The sequence below is a fragment of the Comamonas sp. A23 genome (assembly GCF_004522605.1).
GTDB lineage: Bacteria > Pseudomonadota > Gammaproteobacteria > Burkholderiales > Burkholderiaceae_C > Comamonas > Comamonas thiooxydans.
Map to the genome: position 1 here is coordinate 77460 of NZ_RSDT01000002.1, position 18508 is coordinate 95967.

Annotated in this window: 20 protein-coding genes; 11 read left to right on the plus strand and 9 right to left on the minus strand. The window is 63.0% G+C overall.

Annotated features, from left to right (window positions below):
- Positions 1 to 183 precede the first annotated feature (183 nt).
- Complete coding sequence (locus EIC84_RS04785; protein WP_003064534.1) at positions 184 to 960, minus strand: DUF2076 domain-containing protein; 777 nt, start codon at positions 958 to 960, stop codon at positions 184 to 186.
- Positions 961 to 1195: 235 nt separating this feature from the next.
- Between EIC84_RS04785 and EIC84_RS04790 the strand changes: the two genes are divergently transcribed.
- The gene (locus tag EIC84_RS04790; protein WP_003064531.1) at positions 1196 to 1717 is read left to right on the plus strand and encodes a peptidylprolyl isomerase; all 522 of its coding nucleotides are present in this window, start codon (positions 1196 to 1198) and stop codon (positions 1715 to 1717) included.
- Between the two features lie 189 nt (positions 1718 to 1906).
- Here the strand turns inward: EIC84_RS04790 and EIC84_RS04795 are convergent, their stop codons facing one another.
- Positions 1907 to 2512 (minus strand): glycine zipper 2TM domain-containing protein, encoded by a 606-nt coding sequence (locus EIC84_RS04795; protein WP_003064528.1) that lies wholly within the window; start codon positions 2510 to 2512, stop codon positions 1907 to 1909.
- A 277-nt stretch (positions 2513 to 2789) separates the two neighbouring features.
- Positions 2790 to 3170: a PepSY domain-containing protein gene (locus EIC84_RS04800; RefSeq protein ID WP_003064525.1), complete on the minus strand. Its 381-nt coding sequence runs from the start codon at positions 3168 to 3170 to the stop codon at positions 2790 to 2792.
- A 280-nt stretch (positions 3171 to 3450) separates the two neighbouring features.
- Here EIC84_RS04800 and EIC84_RS04805 point away from each other — a divergent pair, with 280 nt between their 5' ends.
- The 3 genes from EIC84_RS04805 to EIC84_RS04815 are packed head-to-tail and all read left to right on the plus strand — an operon-like array spanning position 3451 to position 5952.
- Complete coding sequence (locus EIC84_RS04805; RefSeq protein ID WP_012837366.1) at positions 3451 to 3759, plus strand: PepSY domain-containing protein; 309 nt, start codon at positions 3451 to 3453, stop codon at positions 3757 to 3759.
- Positions 3760 to 3787: 28 nt separating this feature from the next.
- A complete protein-coding gene (locus EIC84_RS04810; RefSeq protein ID WP_003064519.1) occupies positions 3788 to 4459 on the plus strand; it encodes a response regulator transcription factor in 672 nt (223 codons plus the stop codon).
- Between the two features lie 5 nt (positions 4460 to 4464).
- Positions 4465 to 5952 (plus strand): sensor histidine kinase, encoded by a 1488-nt coding sequence (locus EIC84_RS04815; protein ID WP_003064516.1) that lies wholly within the window; start codon positions 4465 to 4467, stop codon positions 5950 to 5952.
- A gap of 6 nt (positions 5953 to 5958) precedes the next feature.
- On the opposite strand, the gene EIC84_RS04820 is transcribed toward EIC84_RS04815, so the two are convergent.
- The 4 genes from EIC84_RS04820 to coaBC all read right to left on the minus strand — a co-directional run bounded on the left by EIC84_RS04820 (position 5959) and on the right by coaBC (position 9165).
- Positions 5959 to 6768: a hypothetical protein gene (locus EIC84_RS04820; RefSeq protein WP_003064515.1), complete on the minus strand. Its 810-nt coding sequence runs from the start codon at positions 6766 to 6768 to the stop codon at positions 5959 to 5961.
- Positions 6769 to 6798: 30 nt separating this feature from the next.
- Positions 6799 to 7248, minus strand: coding sequence for a dUTP diphosphatase (gene dut, locus EIC84_RS04825; protein ID WP_003064513.1), 450 nt, complete (start codon positions 7246 to 7248; stop codon positions 6799 to 6801).
- A 148-nt stretch (positions 7249 to 7396) separates the two neighbouring features.
- On the minus strand, positions 7397 to 7915 hold the full coding sequence (locus EIC84_RS04830) for a hypothetical protein (RefSeq protein ID WP_003064511.1): 519 nt from the start codon (positions 7913 to 7915) through the stop codon (positions 7397 to 7399).
- Positions 7916 to 7938: 23 nt separating this feature from the next.
- A complete protein-coding gene (gene coaBC, locus EIC84_RS04835) occupies positions 7939 to 9165 on the minus strand; it encodes a bifunctional phosphopantothenoylcysteine decarboxylase/phosphopantothenate--cysteine ligase CoaBC (RefSeq protein WP_034361852.1) in 1227 nt (408 codons plus the stop codon).
- A gap of 113 nt (positions 9166 to 9278) precedes the next feature.
- Here coaBC and EIC84_RS04840 point away from each other — a divergent pair, with 113 nt between their 5' ends.
- From EIC84_RS04840 to EIC84_RS04860, 5 genes are all read left to right on the plus strand, one after another.
- Complete coding sequence (locus tag EIC84_RS04840; RefSeq protein ID WP_003064508.1) at positions 9279 to 10940, plus strand: CTP synthase; 1662 nt, start codon at positions 9279 to 9281, stop codon at positions 10938 to 10940.
- Between the two features lie 150 nt (positions 10941 to 11090).
- Positions 11091 to 11948 carry a 3-deoxy-8-phosphooctulonate synthase gene (gene kdsA / locus EIC84_RS04845; RefSeq protein WP_003057718.1) on the plus strand — a complete coding sequence of 286 codons (858 nt, stop codon included), beginning with the start codon at positions 11091 to 11093 and terminating at the stop codon, positions 11946 to 11948.
- Positions 11949 to 12383: 435 nt separating this feature from the next.
- Positions 12384 to 13670: a phosphopyruvate hydratase gene (gene eno / locus EIC84_RS04850; protein WP_003057720.1), complete on the plus strand. Its 1287-nt coding sequence runs from the start codon at positions 12384 to 12386 to the stop codon at positions 13668 to 13670.
- Positions 13671 to 13746: 76 nt separating this feature from the next.
- Positions 13747 to 14025 carry a septum formation initiator family protein gene (locus EIC84_RS04855; RefSeq protein ID WP_003064503.1) on the plus strand — a complete coding sequence of 93 codons (279 nt, stop codon included), beginning with the start codon at positions 13747 to 13749 and terminating at the stop codon, positions 14023 to 14025.
- Entirely contained in the window at positions 13994 to 14536 is a 543-nt protein-coding gene (locus EIC84_RS04860) for a hypothetical protein (RefSeq protein ID WP_003064501.1), read from the plus strand. Before EIC84_RS04855 ends, EIC84_RS04860 begins: the two co-directional genes overlap by 32 nt.
- A 123-nt stretch (positions 14537 to 14659) precedes the next feature.
- Here EIC84_RS04860 and EIC84_RS04865 read toward each other — a convergent pair whose 3' ends face one another.
- Positions 14660 to 15667, minus strand: a complete 1008-nt coding sequence (locus EIC84_RS04865; RefSeq protein WP_003064499.1) for an Hsp33 family molecular chaperone HslO — start codon at positions 15665 to 15667, stop codon at positions 14660 to 14662.
- A gap of 30 nt (positions 15668 to 15697) precedes the next feature.
- Positions 15698 to 16222, minus strand: coding sequence for a gamma carbonic anhydrase family protein (locus EIC84_RS04870; RefSeq protein WP_003064497.1), 525 nt, complete (start codon positions 16220 to 16222; stop codon positions 15698 to 15700).
- Positions 16223 to 16272: 50 nt separating this feature from the next.
- Between EIC84_RS04870 and EIC84_RS04875 the strand changes: the two genes are divergently transcribed.
- Together EIC84_RS04875 and EIC84_RS04880 are read left to right on the plus strand one after the other, a co-directional pair.
- Positions 16273 to 17079 carry a ferritin-like domain-containing protein gene (locus EIC84_RS04875; RefSeq protein WP_034361850.1) on the plus strand — a complete coding sequence of 269 codons (807 nt, stop codon included), beginning with the start codon at positions 16273 to 16275 and terminating at the stop codon, positions 17077 to 17079.
- 161 nt (positions 17080 to 17240) lie between these two features.
- Positions 17241 to 18500, plus strand: a complete 1260-nt coding sequence (locus EIC84_RS04880) for an EAL and HDOD domain-containing protein (protein WP_003064492.1) — start codon at positions 17241 to 17243, stop codon at positions 18498 to 18500.
- The last annotated feature ends 8 nt before the right edge of the window (positions 18501 to 18508 follow it).

The following is an 18508-nucleotide window of genomic DNA, read 5'->3' on the forward strand; positions in this document are numbered from 1 at the left end:
GCTTGCTGTCCCACACTTAGGTCGCGCCCTAGTTAAAGCTCACGCCCATCGCTACTGAAATTAAAAAAGCCACCTGATTTGAAAACGCCAGGTGGCTTTCTTTTTTCCTTCTCACTATCTAATCCATAGCTGCTAGCGTTTGATGGAAAAGGGCTTGAGCCTCAAAAATCTCAAAGCATGTAATCAGGCAAAGTCATCGTCAAAGAAGCCGCCGCCATCGTCCCAACTGCCGCTGTCAAAGCTGGCTGAGTTGTCTATGCTGCCAAGGCCCGCATCGTTGGCCAGGCTCGAGGTATTGCCGCTATCGCCATGCAAGCCCTGGTTGCTGCTGTCCTGCGCCAGCGACTTGCTTTCGCCGCCACTCTGACTGCCCGAGCCGGCGTGATGGCCGCCCATCAGATTCTCCAGCCCGTTGAACAGAAACATGCCGCCAGCCACGCCGGCTGCGGCCGCTGCGGCATTGCCCAGGAAGCTGCTGCCGGCAGAGGTTGCAGGCTGGCCGTAGGCCTGCGGCGCTGCAGCACGGGGCGCCGAGCCGCCGCCAAAGAAACGGTCGCGCCAGCTGGAAGGTTGAGGCGCCACTTGCGGCTGGTTCTGCGGCTGGTACTGGGGTTGATAGGGAGGCTGGGCATTGGCAGCGTAGCCACCATCCTCGACATGGCGCTCGGGAGCGCGGCCGAAGTGCGTGCCCAGGCCGCCCGAGAGAAAGCTGCCGGCGCCCTGGCTCTGGCTTTGCTGGGCCAGCTTCACCTGCTGCTGCAACTCGCCGATCTGCTGCAGGGCCTGCTGAATGGCTTGCTCCAGCATCAAGGTGCGCTGGGCCAGCCAGTAGACCGCATCGGGCGCGTTGCTCAATCCACGGCGCAGCTCGGCATCGGCCTGCGCGTCCTTGGGCTGACCCTGGGTCAGCGTCAGCCTGGCGCACAGGTCTTGCAGCAGTTGTTGTTCCTGAGAGGTCATGGTGCCTTCCTTAAAGCCCGCAAATTACTTGCAGCAGAGATGGGGTCAGTATGCAGGCCTGCAAGAGCGCCAATGTGAAGGCTGTGCAAGTGCTTTTTGCAGGGTGTAACAAAAGGCCTGTGCTGCAGTTGCGGGCAGCGCATGGGACAATGCCTGCCATTGCGCCACGGCCGTGGCGGCGTTTCAATTTCGGCTGCGGGACTGGCCCGCGGCCCACCAACTGCATACACACACCATGGAAGTTACCCAACAATGCGTGGTCGCCCTGACCTGGACACTGAAAGACACCCTGGGCGAGGAGCTGGATGTGCTGGACGAGCCCGTGGAGTTCCTTGTCGGCGGCGATGACCTGTTCAAGCGCATCGAAGAGGCTCTGCAAGGCCACGGCGTAGGCACCACACTGGACCTGCACCTGGAGCCCGAAGAGGCATTCGGCGACTATGACGAGAGCCTGATCTTCCTGGAAAAGCGCGAGCTGTTCCCCGAGGAGATCGAGGAAGGCATGAGTTTCGAGAGCACGGCCATGCCCAAGGGCACCAACCCCGTGCCTCCCGATCTGCTCTACACGGTCACCGAAATCTATCCCGAGCATGTGGTGCTGGACGGCAACCACCCACTGGCCGGAATCGCCATCCGCCTGCACCTCAAGATCGAAGCCGTGCGCGAGGCCACCGAGGAAGAGATCGGTCGCGGCACGGCCGGTACGGGATTTTTCCGTATCGAGCCCATGGCTCCGGGCAACGAAACACTTCACTAACCCCCTGAGGCGCTTTGCGCCTTCCCCCTCAGGGAGACGACGGCTTCGCTGCGGGGCGGCGGGGCCGCCTAGGCTCTTGCTTGCTATCTCTGGCTTGAGAACACGCCAGTTTTTAAGGCTGTACTGCTCTTGACTGGTGAAGTAAAAAGGGACTCCTCAGAGTCCCTTTTGTTATGTGCGCCTGTCTGCTCAGCGGCGGAAGATCTGGTTGCCTTCCACGCGCACATATTCGCCGATGCTCAGCTGCGGAGGCTGCTGGTAGTCCAGAGCGCGCACGCTGCCGTCCTGCAGTTGCACGGTGACGCGGTAAATATCGCGCACGCTGCCGCCGCCCATGTTGTTTTGCACGGCGTTGCCGGCGAAAGCGCCTGCAGCCACACCGGCGATGGTCGCCAGTGTACGGCCCGAGCCCTTGCCCACCTGGTTGCCCAACACACCGCCGATCACGCCACCGGCAATCGCGCCGCCGGCGCCAATGCCGCTGCCGTCTTGTACGCGCACGGTCTCGATATTCATCACACGGCCCTGCTGGGCGTATTGCTGAGGCTGCTGCGAGTAACAGTTGGGGTTGTTGTAGCCGCAGTTATTGGCGGGATAGGTCTGGACCTGGTTGTTGCCCACGGGGTAGGCCTGTGTGCTGCCTGGGTAGCCTGTACCCGAATATGCACCCTGGGAGTAACCTCCCTGGTAGCCGCCGCTCTGGTAGCCCCCCTGGGGATAGGCCGCGCAGGCCGACAGAGCCGCAACGATTGCGCTCACCATGGCCAAGCGGCCCCAGCGTTGATTGATTTGCATGGAAATCTCCTGATTGGCGCATGCACATTCCATGCGCCGCAGTCCCTGTTATGAGTTGCTCTGCAAACCTTGCACGGTCTGCCTTTCCATTGCAACGCGGCACAGGCTCGCCAGGACGACAGCTTTCACATTTGCTCACAATACTTCGAGTAAAGCGCAGCCGTTTACAACTCTTCAAACCATAGCGCCTTGCCCAATACCTGGCTTCTTTGCTCTGCAAACCGTCATGGAATCCACAACGGCAGGGCGCTGATAGCTATCGAATCCGGAGCCAATCCTAGCCCTTGGTGCGTACGCGCAGCACTTCGCCGCTACGGCCGTCGACATAGAGCTTCACAAAGCGTCCATCGCTGGCCGTGGCCTTGACCTTGTAGAGGCCGTCGTCCCATTCCACTTCCTGGAATTCGCGATAGCCGGCCTTCTCCAGCCGGTCGCAGACATCGCGGATGGACAGGGCCGGCCCGAGCGCCATGCCGCGCACGGCGGCCACCGAGGCCGAGGCACGATCCGCCAGGGAGTTTTCTGCGGCCAGGCAAGTGCCGGCCGACAGCAGCGCCGCGCCTGCGAGCAAGACCGTGCCGCTGCGACGCCGCAGGGAGCGGAATACGGACAGGGGGCCTGAGGACATGGAAAAAGCCGGGCTGGGAAGATGGGACATGAAAACTCCTGCAGTCGCTGGGTCGAAGAAAGGGACAAAACACGGCCCGCCAGTGCACAAGCACTGCGCAGCGGGTTGGTGCCGATTGTTCGCAAGTCAGGCTGAACCGTTTCTGAAGCCGCCATTCAGCTTCCGTTCATCGATGCAGGCCTATAACCTTGGCTGCAGACCGCTACCAGACCTCATCACCTCCAACTCCAGCCCTCTCGCCATGTCTTTTCTCAACGCCTCGAATGACCCGCAATCTGCGCACCGCCCACGCCGGCGCGCCCTTCATGCCGTGCTGGCCATGCTGCTGGCAACGGCAGGCTTTGCCGCGCTGAGCCTGTGGCCCGCCACCTCGGATGCCGGCGACAACGACCACGAGCTTGCCCGTCAGGCCCTGCGCCAGGGCCAGGTGCTGCCGCTGCGCACCGTTCTGGATCAGGTCGAGCAGCAATACCAGGGCCAGGTCATCAAGGTGGAGTTCGACCGCGAGGACGGCCGCTTTGTCTACGAGATCCGGCTGCTGCAAAACGACGGCAAGGTGGTCAAGCTGGAGATCGATGCCAGCAACGGCAAGCTGATCAGCATGAAGCGCAAGAAGTGAACCCCGGCACTCAGGAAGGCTGCAGAGCATGCGAATTTTGCTGATTGAAGACGAACCCACGCTGCGCGAGCAGCTGCATCAGGCCCTGCTGCAGGCCGGCCACACCGTGGAGACGGCCGCCGATGGCGAGACGGCGCAATACCTGGGCGAGGTCGAGAGCTTTGACGCTGCGGTGCTGGACCTGGGCCTGCCCGTGCGCGACGGGCTCAGCGTGCTGCGCGCCTGGCGTACGCAGGGCCGCTCCATGCCGGTGCTGATCCTCACCGCCAGAGCCGCCTGGCATGAAAAAGTCGCGGGCATGGATGCCGGAGCCGACGACTATCTGGCCAAACCCTTCCACATGGAAGAGCTGCTGGCGCGCCTGCGCGCCCTGCTGCGGCGCCTGAGCCCGCATGCCAGCGCACTGTGGCAATGCGGCTCCATCACCCTGGATTCGCGCCAGGCGCGCGTCACCGTCGAAGGTCAGGCGCTGACGCTGACCAGCCATGAATTCAAGGTGCTGGCCCTGCTGATGCAGCGCATGGGCGCCGTGGTCTCACGCACCGAGCTGTCCGAGCATATCTATCCGCAGGACAGCGACCGCGACTCCAACACTATCGAGGTATTTGTCGGGCGCCTGCGGAAAAAACTACCCGCCGGCTCGATCGAAACCGTGCGCGGCCTGGGCTATCGCCTGGCCGCGCCATCCAACCAAGAATAAAGCCTATGTCCGAGCACACTCTGACCTCCCCCATGGCCCAACAGCAGCCACCGCTGAGTGCGGGCTCCTGGAAGAACTCGCTGCGCCTGCGACTGCTGGCGGGTGCCCTGATCTGGGTGCTGGCAGCACTGCTGCTCACCGGCTGGGGCCTGCGCACGCTGTTTGCCGAGCACCTGACCCAGCAGCTGCGCAGCCAGTTGGTGGCCAAGCTCGACCGGCTCAGCGGCGCCGTCAACTACCAGCCGGAGCAGACCGTCCCGGTCACGGTCTCGCCCTTCTCCGGCGACCCCTTGCTGCAGCAGCCGCTGTCGGGCATGTACTGGCAGGTGGACCAGCTCGATGCGGCCGGCAAACAGACGGTTCAGGCCGGCATCCAGCGTTCCCGTTCGCTCTGGGACCAAACCCTGGACTGGCCTTTCTTCAAGGCCGACAAGGTCTGGGAGCCCACCCTGCCCCTGCACGCTCCCGCCAGCTATGGCCATATGTCGGACGGCAATGGCAACACCCTGGTGATCGTGACGCGTACCGTACAGCTACCCGAGGCCGATGCCCCGCCGCTGCGCCTGATGATTGCCGCCGACGCGGCCATGCTGGCCACGCCGCTGCAGCGCTTTACCAAGATGCTGGTGGCCGCGCTGTGCATGCTGGCTGCGGGGCTGATCGCCGCCGTGGTCGTGCAGCTGCAGCTGGCACTGGCTCCGCTGGCCGCCCTGCGCCGTCAGCTGGCCGCCGTGAGCCAGGGCGAAGCTTCTGAAATCAGGGGCGAGCACCCGGCCGAAATCATGCCCCTGGTTCAGGAGTTCAACCATGTGCTGCGCATGAATGCCGAGATGGTGGAGCGAGCCCGCACCCAGGCTGGCAATCTGGCTCACGCAGTCAACACTCCGCTGAGCATCATGGGCAACGCGGCCGCGCAGCAGGACAGCCCGCTCGCGACCCTGGTGCGCGAGCAGGTCGCCAGTGCCAGCCGCCAGGTCGAATATCACCTGGCCCGCGCCCGCGCCGCCGCAGCAGCGGCGCAGCAAGGCCATGGCCTGCGCACCGCGCTGGCCGGACCGCTGCACTCCCTGGTCCACACCATGGACAAGCTGCATGCGGCGCGCTGCATACGCTTCGAGCTGCAGGGGGATGCCACCCAATGGGACTTCAAGGGCGACTCCCAGGACCTGATGGAGATGCTGGGCAATCTGCTGGACAACGCCGGCAAATGGGCCAGGTCGAAGGTCGTGCTGAAGGTGCAGCCTATAGCCGATGACAGCCAGCAACTGACGCTGTGCATAGACGACGACGGCCCGGGCATTGCACCCGAGTTGCGCGAGCGCATCTTTGCGCGCGGCGAGCGGCTGGACGAACAGCGTCCCGGCGCCGGCCTGGGCCTGGATATCGTGCGTGATCTGGTTCAGACCTATGGCGGCAGCATCCAGGCTCTGCCGTCGCCGCTGGGCGGGCTGCGCATGCAGCTGCAACTGCCCGGCGCCAGGCACCAGGACTGAGGACGATCAAAGACTGCGCAGCACCTGTGCGAGGGTATCGGCCTGGGGAAACAGCCAGTCGGCGAGCAGCCCCAGCACCACGGCCGCGACCAGGGCGCCCAGCACGGGCTTCCAGCTGATGCGCAGCGCCGCCAGCAACCAGCCTTCGCGCTCCACCACATACAGGGTTCGGGTCATCAGCAGCGCAAACGCCACCTCTACCGCCACGGTCAGGAACAGATCGGCACCAAACACCAGCCACACCAGCGAGCCCATGCCCGTGACCGCGATCAGCAGGGCCGCAAAAACCAGCAGCACCGGCACGAGCACCACGGCGCCTTCATCGAGTCCGTCCAGCCCCGACACATCGACATCGGGCAGCTCCAGGCCGGATGACGCAGGCACGATATCAGGCACGACTGCGCCATCGTCCCAGTGGCCGCCGGCACCGCCGCCGCCGTAGGAGCCTCCCTGCCCGCTTTCAAAGCCCGCAGCGTCGGCACTGCCCGACTTGCCGCCCAAGCCGGGACCATCGGAGGGCAGCTCGCCCCCGTCCCAGTCGCGGCGCAGCATGCAGCCCGCCCACAGACGCACCAGCAGCAGATAAAGCAGATAGCCGCAGGCCAGCGCCAGCCCATAGCGCAGCCCCATGCTATGCACACCGGCATGCAGCAGACACAGACTGATCAGGGACATGGCAGCCAGACTCAGGCCGCCGGTCAGAGCGGCATGCAGACGCAGCCAGTGGCGTTTTTGCAGCCGTCGCCGCATGTGCTGGTCGCGCCCCAGCTGCACCTTGGTCCAGGAGGCAGAGCGGCTGCGGGTCTGGCGGCTCATGTTGCGCGAGATGCGGGCGAGTCCAGAGACTCAGTGCTTGCCGGTGGAGCCGTAGCCGCCTTCGCCGCGCTCGCTGGCGTCGGCAAAGTCATCCACCAGATTGAACTGTGCCTGCACCACGGGCACGATGACCAGTTGGGCCAGACGGTCCATGGGCTGCAGCGTGAAGGCGGTCTGCGAACGGTTCCAGGCGCTGACCATGAGCTGGCCCTGGTAGTCGGAGTCGATCAGGCCGACCAGGTTGCCCAGCACGATGCCGTGCTTGTGGCCCATGCCCGAGCGCGGCAGGATGAGCGCCGCGTAATGGGGATCCTTGAGGTGCATGGCCATGCCGGTGGGAATCAGCTGCCACTGGCCGGGCTCCAGGGTCACGGGCGCGTCGATGCAGGCGCGCAGGTCCAGTCCGGCGCTGCCGGGGGTGGCATAGGCGGGCAGGTTGTCGCGCAGGCGCGCATCGAGAATCTTTACATCAACATTCATAAGGATCTGGCTAGTCTTGTCTGTCTTGAAACAAGGCCCGTGAACCGGGCCTTGCATCCATTGCGGCAGCTGCATGGCAGCGGCCAGCAGCTTTCCTGAAGGGCGCCATTGTGCCCGCTGCCGGGCAGGCGTCGGCGCTTGACGCCTGTCAGCGGCCTTGCAGGCGCTTGAGCACGCCGCCCACCAGCGACATCAGGCCCATGAGTGCGAGCAGCACGCCAAAGCCCTGGATGAACTGGGAGAGGATCACCCCGCCCACGATCAGCGCCAGCGAGCCCGGAGACACCCAGGGCTTGCGACCGTTCTGAGCCTTCTGCCCCTCGATCTCGCGCTCCATGGCCCTGAAGCGCTGCTGCGCCTCCTGCTTGGTCACGGCCGTATTGGGGCGCCGTGCAGCAGCCGTGCGCGGGGCCGGTTGAGCAGCCGCCGTGGTTCGCGCTCCCGGCACCTGCTGCGCCTGCTCGGCCATGTCGCGCGCCTTCTGCAAGGTGTTGCGCAGTTGGGACATGGGCGAGGCGGCCTGGGAGCCGGGCGTGACGACCGCGGTCTGAATTGCTCCGTCGATGCTGCGCAGCGTGCGGCGGTACTCGGGACTGGCTCGCATCAGCTGATCCACATAAGCCACATAGTCGCCATTGCGCGGGCCTTCATAGCTGGAGGGATTCATGTTCGGGCTCCTGGGATCACGGGTCAGGGATGCTTGGCGCTCAGGCGCTGCGCAATTTCATCGACCAGCTGGCGCGCCAGCACGTCCTTGCTGGCATGGGGCAGCTCCTTGGAGCCCTGATCGTCGATCAGCAGCAGTGCATTGTCGTCCTTGCCAAAGGTTGCGGGACCGATATTGCCGACCAGCAACGGCACGCTCTTGCGCAGCCGCTTGGCGCTGGCGTGCTTGAGCAGATCATGGCTTTCAGCCGCAAAACCCACGCAATACAGCTTGCCGGACCGGGCCTGATCGGACTGGGCCACGCCGGCGAGAATGTCGGGGTTCTCGACAAAGTCCATGGCCGGCACATCGCCCGAGCCATCCTTCTTGATCTTCTGATCAGAAAACTCGGCCGGACGCCAGTCGGCAACGGCGGCCGTGGCAATGAAGATCGAGGCCCCCGCCACCAGGGACTGCACGGCAGTCTGCATCTGGCGCGCCGACTGCACGTCGACGCGGGTCACTCCGCGCGGCGTTGGCAGATGCACGGGCCCTGCCACCAGCGTGACCTGGGCGCCGGCCTCGCGCGCCGCACGGGCAATCGCGAAGCCCATCTTGCCGCTCGAAAGATTGGTGATGCCGCGTACCGGATCGATCGCCTCGAAGGTCGGGCCGGCCGTCACCAGCAGATGCTGGCCCTGCAGGCTCTTGGCCGTGAAGTGCGCCGCCAGCTCCTCCATGATTTCCTCGGGCTCGAGCATGCGGCCGTCGCCGGTCTCGCCGCAGGCCTGACTGCCGTTGCCCACGCCCAGCACCTGGGCACCGTCGGCTTGCACCTGGGCCAGATTGCGCTGGGTCGCGGGGTGGGCCCACATCTCGCGGTTCATGGCCGGGGCCAGCAGCAGGGGCACGCTCTCCATGGGGCGGGCCAGGCACATCAGGCTGAGCAGCTCGTCCGAGCGGCCCTGCACCAGGCGCGCGATGAAGTCCGCGCTGCAGGGTGCGATGAGGATGGCATCGGCCTCACGGCTCAGATTGATGTGGGGCATGTTGTTGGGTTCGCGCACATCCCACTGGGAGGTGTAGACTGCGCGCCCAGAAAGCGCCTGCATGGTGACGGCCGTCATGAACTGCTCGGCCGCCGCCGTCATGACCACTTGCACCGTGGCACCGGCCTGGACCAGCAAGCGGCACAGCATGGCCGATTTGTAACAAGCCACGCCTCCGGAGAGACCCAGCACCAGATGTTTGCCTGCGAACACGTCATTCATGCTGCGCAATTTATCAGACCTGAGCGGCTTTGCTGCCGCACAAGCATCCCTGTACGCCACGCCGAAATTCGTGGCGAACCTATAATCCTGTTTTACCACCACCAAAAAAAGACATGACCAAGTTCGTCTTCGTCACCGGCGGTGTGGTGTCTTCCCTAGGTAAGGGAATCGCCTCAGCCTCCCTTGCTGCGATTTTGGAATCGCGCGGTCTCAAAGTCACCCTCATCAAGCTCGATCCCTATATCAACGTGGACCCGGGCACCATGTCGCCCTTCCAGCACGGCGAAGTGTTCGTGACCGATGACGGAGCCGAGACCGATCTGGACCTGGGACACTATGAGCGTTTCATCGAAACGCGCATGCGTCAGAGCAACAACTTCACCACGGGCCGCATCTATCAGTCCGTGCTGGAAAAGGAACGCCGTGGCGACTATCTGGGCAAGACCGTGCAGGTCATCCCCCATGTCACCAACGAGATCCAGGAATACATCAAGCGCGGCGCGGGCCTTGGCACCGACCACGAAGTGGATGTGGCCATCTGCGAGGTCGGCGGCACCGTGGGCGACATCGAGTCCCTGCCCTTCCTGGAAGCTGCGCGTCAGCTGGCGCTCAAGCTCGGCCCCAACAACTCCGCCTTTGTGCACCTGACCTACCTGCCATTCATCGAGACGGCCGGCGAGCTCAAGACCAAGCCCACCCAGCACACCGTGCAGAAGCTGCGCGAAATCGGCATCCAGCCCGATGCGCTGCTGTGCCGCGCCAAGCACCAGGTGCCCGAAGAGGAAAAGAGCAAGATTTCCCTCTTCACCAATGTGCCCGAGTGGGGTGTGATCTCCATGTGGGACGTGGACACCATCTACAAGGTGCCGCGCATGCTGCACGAGCAGGGTCTGGACGGCCTGATCTGCGACAAGCTGCGCCTGAACACGCCTCCCACCAATCTCAAGCGCTGGGACGATCTGGTCTATGAGACCGAGCATCCCCAGGGCGAAGTCAAGATTGCCATGGTGGGCAAGTACGTGGAGCTGTCCGACGCCTACAAGTCGGTCAACGAAGCGCTCAAGCACGCCGGCATGCGCAACCATGTGCGCGTGAAGATCACCCATGTGGACTCGGAAACCATCCACGACGCGGATGCCACCAAGCTGCTCAAGGATTACGACGGCATTCTGGTGCCCGGCGGCTTCGGCTCGCGCGGTGTGGAAGGCAAGATCTCCACGGCCCGTTTCGCCCGCGAAAACAAGGTGCCCTACCTGGGCATCTGCCTGGGCATGCAAGTCGCCACCATCGAGTACGCCCGTCATGTGGCCGGCCTGGCAGGCGCCAACTCCACCGAGTTCGACCCCGCCACCCCCAACCCCGTGATCGCCCTGATCACCGAGTGGAAGGATGCGGACGGCACGATCAAGACCCGTGACGAGAACTCCGACCTGGGCGGCACCATGCGTCTGGGCGCACAGTCTTCCGATGTGCAAAAGGGCACGCTGGCGCACAGCATTTACGGCGACGTGGTGACCGAGCGTCACCGCCACCGCTATGAAGCCAACACCCAGTATCTGGACCAGCTGCGCGAAGCCGGTCTGGTGATCTCGGCCCTGACCCAGCGCGAACAGCTGACCGAAATCGTCGAGCTGCCCGCCAAGGTTCACCCCTGGTACATCGGTGTGCAATTCCACCCCGAGTTCAAGTCCACCCCCTGGGATGGTCACCCGCTGTTCAACGCCTTCATCAAGGCGGCCATGGACAACAAGGCCCAGCCGGGCAAGAAGGCCTGATTCCCTTCCTTCGGAATCAATCCTCAAATAGGAGCTGCCAGCGCTTGAAATGCAATGACCTCAGCATCAAATGATGTTGAAACCATTCAATGTAGAGCGCTGGCCGCTTCAGTTTTTGAAGCATGCGCGGCGTGCAAAAAGGAACCCACCATGAAACTCTGCGGCTTTGATATTGGTCTGGACAAGCGCTTCTTTCTGATCGCCGGCCCTTGCGTGGTCGAATCCGAACAGCTGCAGATGGACGTGGCCGGGCAACTCAAGGAAATCACTTCCTCGCTGGGCATTCACTTCATCTTCAAGAGCAGCTTCGACAAGGCCAACCGCTCCTCGGGCACCAGCTTTCGCGGCCCCGGCATGGAAAAAGGCCTGGAGATCCTTGCCAAGGTGAAGAAGGAATTGAACGTGCCCATCCTCACCGATGTGCACACCGAGGCCGAAGTGCCTTACGTGGCGTCTGTCGTCGACATGCTGCAGACCCCCGCCTTCCTGTGCCGCCAGACGGACTTCATCCGCGCCGTGGCCCAGTCGGGCAAGCCCGTGAACATCAAAAAGGGCCAGTTCCTGGCCCCGCATGACATGAAGAATGTCATCGACAAGGCCCGTGCTGCGGCTGTGGAAGCGGGCCTGCCCGCGGACAGCTTCACGGCCTGCGAACGCGGCGCCAGCTTTGGCTACAACAACCTGGTCAGCGACATGCGCTCGCTGGCCATCATGCGCGAGACCGGCGCCCCTGTCGTGTTCGACGCCACCCACAGCGTGCAGTTGCCCGGCGGCAACGGCACATCCAGCGGCGGCATGCGCGAGATGGTGCCCGTGCTCTCGCGTGCGGCCGTGGCCGTGGGCGTGGCAGGTCTGTTCATGGAAACCCATCCCGATCCCTGCAACGCCCTGTCGGACGGCCCCAATGCCGTGCCGCTCAAGCACATGAAGGCACTGCTGGAGACACTGGTGGCGCTGGACGATGTGACCAAGCGCAACGGCTTCCTGGAAGACCATTTCCAGGCCTGAGCATGCATACACAGCGCATCAGCAGCGACATGACGGCCTTGCTGCAGGCCTGCATGTCCATACGCCCCGGCCGCCCCAAGGCGGGCACCGGCGTCTGAACCGATGATGCACCCCGGCATGACCGACACGATGAAGCGTGGCGTCATGCCTTTTTTGTATCCGCTTTTGTGTCCGAATGCTTGCACAGAAACGTCTTGCGCAAGAAATTCGACGGCTGCAACACGTCAAGGCAAAAGCGGCCCACCAAATTTGTGCACAATAGCCGCCTCAGCCTCTTCCATACTCGTCGCGTGCATGGCGCGCGCGCAGCATGTGGAGAAGAGTCGGCTTCACAATTTTGATAGCAGCTTGCGCTTTATGCACAAGCGCTTGGGCGTGATTTCATGAAAGAAGTCAGCCTGCACGTACCGATTTCAGAAACCCAAAGGAAATGCAATGAGTGCCATTGTTGACATCGTAGGCCGCGAAGTGCTGGACAGCCGCGGCAATCCCACCGTTGAGTGCGACGTGCTGCTGGAATCCGGCGTGATGGGCCGTGCCGCCGTGCCCTCGGGCGCATCCACCGGCTCGCGCGAAGCCATTGAACTGCGTGATGGCGACAAGAGCCGTTACCTGGGCAAGGGTGTCCTGAAGGCTGTTGAGCACATCAACACCGAAATCTCCGAAGCCGTGCTGGGCCTGGACGCTTCCGAGCAGGCTTTCCTGGACAAGACCCTGATCGACCTGGACGGCACCGACAACAAGAGCCGCCTGGGCGCCAACGCCATGCTGGCCGTCTCCATGGCCGTGGCCCGCGCAGCAGCCGAAGAAGCCGGCCTGCCCCTGTACCGCTACTTCGGCGGCATGGGCGGCGTGCAGCTGCCTGTCCCCATGATGAACGTGATCAACGGCGGCGCCCACGCGAACAACTCGCTGGACCTGCAGGAGTTCATGATCATCCCCGTGGGTGCCCCCACCTTCCGTGAAGCCGTGCGCTGGGGCGCCGAAGTCTTCCACGCACTGAAGGCCATCATCCACCACAATGGCATGTCCACCGCCGTGGGCGACGAAGGCGGTTTCGCACCTTCCGTGGAAAACCACGAAGCCGCGATCCAGCTGATCATCGAAGCCATCGAAAAGGCCGGCTACAAGCCCGGCGAGCAGATCGCCCTGGGCCTGGACTGCGCAGCTTCCGAGTTCTACAAGGACGGCATGTACGTGCTGGCCGGCGAAGGCAATATGACACTGACTTCGACGCAGTGGACCGACATGCTGGCCGGCTGGTGCGACAAGTACCCCATCATCTCCATCGAAGACGGCATGCACGAAGGCGACTGGGATGGCTGGAAGATCCTGACCGAGCGCCTGGGCGCCAAGGTTCAGCTGGTGGGTGACGACCTGTTCGTGACCAACACCAAGATCCTCAAGGAAGGCATCGAAAAGCGCATCGCCAACTCGATCCTGATCAAGATCAACCAGATCGGCACCCTGACCGAGACCTTCGCCGCCATCGAAATGGCCAAGCGCGCCGGCTACACCGCCGTGATCTCGCACCGTTCGGGCGAAACCGAAGACAGCACCATTGCCGACATCGCCGTGGGCCTGAATGCTGGTCAAATCAAGACCGGCTCCATGAGCCGCTCCGACCGTATCGCCAAGTACAACCAGCTGCTGCGCATCGAGGAAGACCTGGGCGATGTGGCCGAGTACCCCGGCCGTGCTGCCTTCTACAACCTGCGCTAAAGTGCGCAGCTGAAGTAAGTGCCCGGCAACCGCTTTGCGGCTGGGGCGCTTACCCTTGATTCCACCAGGTTTTTTTATGGTCAACCGCGTCGTCTGCGTCACTTTGCTGGTCTTGCTGACCGCCATTCATGCCCAGCTCTGGCTGGGCAATGGCAGCATGGCCTATGTGCACGAGCTGCAGCAGCAAATCAAGGATCAATACGCGGCCAACGCCCTAGAAAAATCGGAAAACGACAGGCTGCAATCCGAGGTCAATGACCTCAAGGACGGCCTGTCCACCGTGGAAGAAAAGGCCCGTTACGAGCTGGGCATGGTCAAACCCAATGAAATCTATATTCAGGTTTCCAAGCGCTGACCCGGCACCCGCTCTGCAGCAAAGCCAGCCTCGCGCTGGCTTTGCTGTTCCTGCGCCCACGCTGGTGCTGCTGGGTGCGCCTCATGCACTGGCGCGCGGCATGGCACATGGCTTGCTGCAGGCCCGTCTGGATGCGGGCCATGCCACGCCCTGGCAATGCCTGGCCCCCGCGAGCGGCGATGAATGGCCGGCCGATGCCCTGGTCTATGTGCTGGGCCAGGACTGGCGCGATGCCGACCCGGATCCCGCCATCGCGCAGCAGATCGGCCAATGGCGCGCACTGCTGGAAGCACGCTCGCAGAGCTATGTGATGCTGTACGGCAGACCGTCTGCCCAATGGCAGCAACTGGCTGCCTCTCTGAAATTCATGGAACCGGCCGCAGACTGGGATTGGATTTCAAGCAAAAATCCATGGAGTTCCAGTCAGAAAATACGCCGCAAAGCCTGCGAGCAATGCGGCGATCCCGAGTGCGAGCTGGCACTGTTCGAGGCCTTGAAAAACGCCCCCTGAGGCGCCTCGTGCCTTCTCCCCCTGTCTTTTCCGAGCTGGAAGACACCCGCGCTGCCCGGCCTGGGCTCTTGCAGGGTGTCTCCACCGCCATCAGAGCTCCATAGCCGCGAGCAGACTGTTCAGTTACTGCACCGAGCTGGAGCTGGGCGGCTGCTTTTGCACTTCGGTGAACAGACGCGCCGCATCGATGGCGTCGAACTGGTATTGCTGGCCGCAGAAGTCGCAGCCCACCTCGATCTTGCCACGCTCGGCCACGATGGAATCCACCTCTTCCTCGCCCAGCGAGGTCAGCATGGCGGCCACACGGTCACGGCTGCAGGTGCAGGCGAAACGCGGGGCCTGCTCGTCGGCCTGAGGAGCGAAGCGCAGCAGCTTCTCTTCCCAGAACAGGCGCCGCAAAATGGTCTCCACATCCAGCGTCAACAGCTCTTGCTGCGTCAGGCTGGAGGCCAGCGTGGCAATGCGGTTGTACTCCTCGTTCAGGCCCTGGGCGTCATGCTCGGCCTCCCCGCTTTCGGTGGCCGCGGCCAGATTCGCCTCGCCCTTCACAGGCATGCGCTGCAGCATCAGACCGGCAGCGATCTGGTCATTGGCAGCCAGCACCATCACGGTGTCGAGTTGCTCGGACTGCATCATGTAGAACTGCAGCGCATCCGACAGACGCTCGAAGCGACCGCCAGCGCCATCGTTGAGCGGCACCACGCCCTGATAGGGGTTCTGGCCGGGCTGGCGGTCCTTGGGGTCCAGCGTGACGGCGCAGCGGCCCGCGCCATGGGCATTGACCAATTCTGCCAGCGGGGCCAACTGGCCGCGCAGGGGCAGACTGGCCTCTCCCACCAACGATGCCGTGGCACGCAGGCTCAGGTCCGACTGCACTTCGGCCACAGCCAGTTTGACGGGGCCATCGCCCATGACCTGGAATACCAGCGCGCCATTGAACTTGATATTGGACTGCATCAGCACGCCAGCCGCCGTCATCTCGCCGAGCAAGGTGCTGACGGCCTCGGGATAGGCGCCGGTATCCTTGTTGCCGGCACGGCGCTGCAGGATTTCCTGCCAGGAGTCAGTCAGGCGAACAATGGCACCACGCACGGGCAGGCCGTCAAAAATGAATTTATGCAGTTCAGACACGCTAATCGATTCCGGTAAAAAGCAGGGCCCTCAGCCCAGCTTGCGCAAGCCGCGCTTGAAGCGGCGAGCATTTTCAACATAGTTCCTGGCGCTCTGGCGCAGACCTTCGATCTGCTCGGGCGATAGCTCGCGCACGACCTTGGCGGGGCTGCCGAGGATCATGGAGCCGTCGGGAAATTCCTTGCCCTCGGTCACCAGCGAACCTGCGCCCACAAGGCAGTTCCTGCCTATCCTGGCGCCGTTGAGCACCACTGCACCGATGCCGATGAGCGAGCCATCGCCAATCGTGCAGCCATGCAGCATTACTTGGTGGCCAACCGTCACATTGCAACCCACCGTCAGCGGTTTGCCGAAATCGGCATGCAGCACGCTGGCATCCTGAATGTTGGAGCCCGCACCGATGCTGATGTTTTCGGTATCCCCGCGGATGACCGTTCCAAACCAGACGCTGGCGTCCTTGTCCAGCTTGACGCGGCCCATGACCTCGGCGCTGTCGGCCACCCAGGCGCTTTCGTCGATCTGCGGCGCAACGCCGTCGAGTTCGTAAATTGCCATCTGCTTGTCTCCCTGTGGGTTGCTTCTTTATAGAACCTAGAATTGTAGGGATGGAGTTACGTCATCGCGCGCTAGAGGTCTTGTGTCTTGCAGACCCTGAGAAAAAAGCTGCTGCAGCCCTTGATCTGCATGCACAAAAAGCTCTCTATTCGATAGCAGAAACAGCACCGACACTGCGCATCCCCGAATCCGAGCTTCCCGGTCGCCCGGCCCGGCCCGAGCTCAAGCACCACACCGCCGTGGCGCGCCGCTCGCCGGCCACCCTGGAAGGCCGGGCCGTGCTCATCCATGCCATTGCACATATAGAGTTCAATGCCATCAACCTCGCACTGGACGCCATCTGGCGCTTTGACGGCATGCCCGGGCAGTACTACCACGATTGGCTTCAGGTGGCTGCAGAGGAAGCCAAGCATTTCCGCCTGCTACGCGATCATCTGCGCCAGCATCATGGTCAGGACTATGGCGACCATCCGGCCCACCAGGGCCTGTGGACCATGTGCGAGAAAACGGCAGGCGACATCGTGGCCCGCATGGCCCTGGTACCCAGAACGCTGGAGGCGCGCGGCCTGGACGCCACGCCGCAGATCCAGAACAAGCTGCGCAACACCCACGCGACCGATGCGCTGGCGGCCTGTGACATTCTGGACATCATCTTGCGCGAGGAAGTGGGCCATGTGGCCATAGGCAACCACTGGTATCGCTGGCTGTGCGAGAAAAACGGCCTGGACCCCGAGTCGTTGTACCTGGAGCTGACACAGCGCCATGAAGCGCCGCGCCTGCGCCCGCCCTTCAATGAGAAGGCACGCCGCGCCGCAGGCTTCACCGCGACCGAGATCGCCTGGCTGCAACAGATTTAGGTATTTTTTCTTGACTCGAATCAAGAACCACCGGCAAGCAAGGCCCGCGAGCCGAAGTTGTTGGCACAAACGGCCTGAACGCACGAAGCTGACACTATGATCGGCTCGTTCTTACAATAACCGGCCCAGCCAACCATTTCCCACACAGACGTCATGCAGCAATGAGTGAACAAACCATAGAGGACCAGGCATTCGCCTCGCCGCGCAACCTGTCCAAAGGCATGATTGCACGCCAGCCCATCGTCAACGGGTTGCAGCAAATCATTGGTTACGAGCTGTTCAACCGCTCGCGCTCGCCTTATGGCCACACCATGGCCTCAGACGCGACGCTGATCTTTGCGGCCCTCACGCATGCTGGAGAGGAAGATCTGGTCGGCACCAAGCTCATGTTCGTGAACTGCACTCACGAAGGCCTGACCGGCGAGCACCTGGAGCTGCTGCCGGCCGACAAGGTGGTACTGGAGATCCCTCCTCTGGGCCATGCCGCCGTGCATGAGGTGGCAGCCCGCCTGCCCACCTTGCTGGCACTCAAGGACCAGGGCTTTCATCTGGCCTTCAACCACACGGTACTGGAGTCTGTGTATTCGGCCTGGTTGCCGCTGGCCGACTACATCAAGCTAGACCTCTCCACGCTGGCACCGGACCAGCTTACGGTGCTGGTCAAGTTCGCCAACCGCCACACCCGCGCCGAGTTGATCGCCGAAAAAGTCGAAAGTGCCCACCAGCATGAGTTGGGCCAGCGCCTGGGCATAGAGCTTTTCCAGGGCTTCTGGTTTGCCCGTCCCACGGTGATGCAGACCCGCCTTCTGACCCCGACGCAGCAAAGCATCATCCAGTTGCTGACGCTGGTACGCGAGCAGGCCAGCACCGATGCGATCGAGGAAGTTCTCAAAAAGGACGCCGCCCTGGCCTTCAACCTGCTGCGCCTCATCAACTCGGCCAGCTTTGGCGCCCATCGCAAGATCACCTCTTTCAAGCAGGCCGTGATGCTGCTCGGCCTGAACAAGCTGTTTCGCTGGGCTGCCATGCTGCTGACGGCTGCCCGCGAAGGCGGCCCCCCACCGGCCGTAGGCCAGACCGCCGTGATTCGCGGCCGTCTGATGGAGCTGCTGGCCAAGCACTCGCTGACGGACACCGACGCAGATCTGGCCTTTATCTGCGGCATGTTCTCCATGCTGGACCGCATGCTGGGCATGCCTTTGCCTGCAGCGCTGGCACTGATTCCGGTGTCCGAATCGGTCTCTGCCGCGCTGCTGCATCATGAAGGCATTCTGGGCGAGCTGCTGATGCTCACCAAGGCCTGCGAGAGTCATGACCAGGAGCAATTCGACCGCAGCGCCTGCAGCCTGGAGCTGGAGCACGGGGACATCAATCACGCTCATCTGCAGGCTCTGAGATGGACGGAGTGTCTGTCCGACTGACAGCGCTT

Bases quoted from the DNA above. Each gene is read 5' to 3' on its own strand.
- EIC84_RS04785 (WP_003064534.1), bottom strand. From the start codon at position 960: ATGACCTCTCAGGAACAACAACTGCTGCAAGACCTGTGCGCCAGGCTG.
- EIC84_RS04790 (WP_003064531.1), top strand. From the start codon at position 1,196: ATGGAAGTTACCCAACAATGCGTGGTCGCCCTGACCTGGACACTGAAA.
- EIC84_RS04795 (WP_003064528.1), bottom strand. From the start codon at position 2,512: ATGCAAATCAATCAACGCTGGGGCCGCTTGGCCATGGTGAGCGCAATC.
- EIC84_RS04800 (WP_003064525.1), bottom strand. From the start codon at position 3,170: ATGTCCCATCTTCCCAGCCCGGCTTTTTCCATGTCCTCAGGCCCCCTG.
- EIC84_RS04810 (WP_003064519.1), top strand. From the start codon at position 3,788: ATGCGAATTTTGCTGATTGAAGACGAACCCACGCTGCGCGAGCAGCTG.
- EIC84_RS04815 (WP_003064516.1), top strand. From the start codon at position 4,465: ATGTCCGAGCACACTCTGACCTCCCCCATGGCCCAACAGCAGCCACCG.
- EIC84_RS04820 (WP_003064515.1), bottom strand. From the start codon at position 6,768: ATGAGCCGCCAGACCCGCAGCCGCTCTGCCTCCTGGACCAAGGTGCAG.
- dut (WP_003064513.1), bottom strand. From the start codon at position 7,248: ATGAATGTTGATGTAAAGATTCTCGATGCGCGCCTGCGCGACAACCTG.
- EIC84_RS04830 (WP_003064511.1), bottom strand. From the start codon at position 7,915: ATGAATCCCTCCAGCTATGAAGGCCCGCGCAATGGCGACTATGTGGCT.
- coaBC (WP_034361852.1), bottom strand. From the start codon at position 9,165: ATGAATGACGTGTTCGCAGGCAAACATCTGGTGCTGGGTCTCTCCGGA.
- EIC84_RS04840 (WP_003064508.1), top strand. From the start codon at position 9,279: ATGACCAAGTTCGTCTTCGTCACCGGCGGTGTGGTGTCTTCCCTAGGT.
- kdsA (WP_003057718.1), top strand. From the start codon at position 11,091: ATGAAACTCTGCGGCTTTGATATTGGTCTGGACAAGCGCTTCTTTCTG.
- eno (WP_003057720.1), top strand. From the start codon at position 12,384: ATGAGTGCCATTGTTGACATCGTAGGCCGCGAAGTGCTGGACAGCCGC.
- EIC84_RS04855 (WP_003064503.1), top strand. From the start codon at position 13,747: ATGGTCAACCGCGTCGTCTGCGTCACTTTGCTGGTCTTGCTGACCGCC.
- EIC84_RS04860 (WP_003064501.1), top strand. From the start codon at position 13,994: ATGAAATCTATATTCAGGTTTCCAAGCGCTGACCCGGCACCCGCTCTG.
- EIC84_RS04870 (WP_003064497.1), bottom strand. From the start codon at position 16,222: ATGGCAATTTACGAACTCGACGGCGTTGCGCCGCAGATCGACGAAAGC.
- EIC84_RS04875 (WP_034361850.1), top strand. From the start codon at position 16,273: ATGGAGTTACGTCATCGCGCGCTAGAGGTCTTGTGTCTTGCAGACCCT.
- EIC84_RS04880 (WP_003064492.1), top strand. From the start codon at position 17,241: ATGAGTGAACAAACCATAGAGGACCAGGCATTCGCCTCGCCGCGCAAC.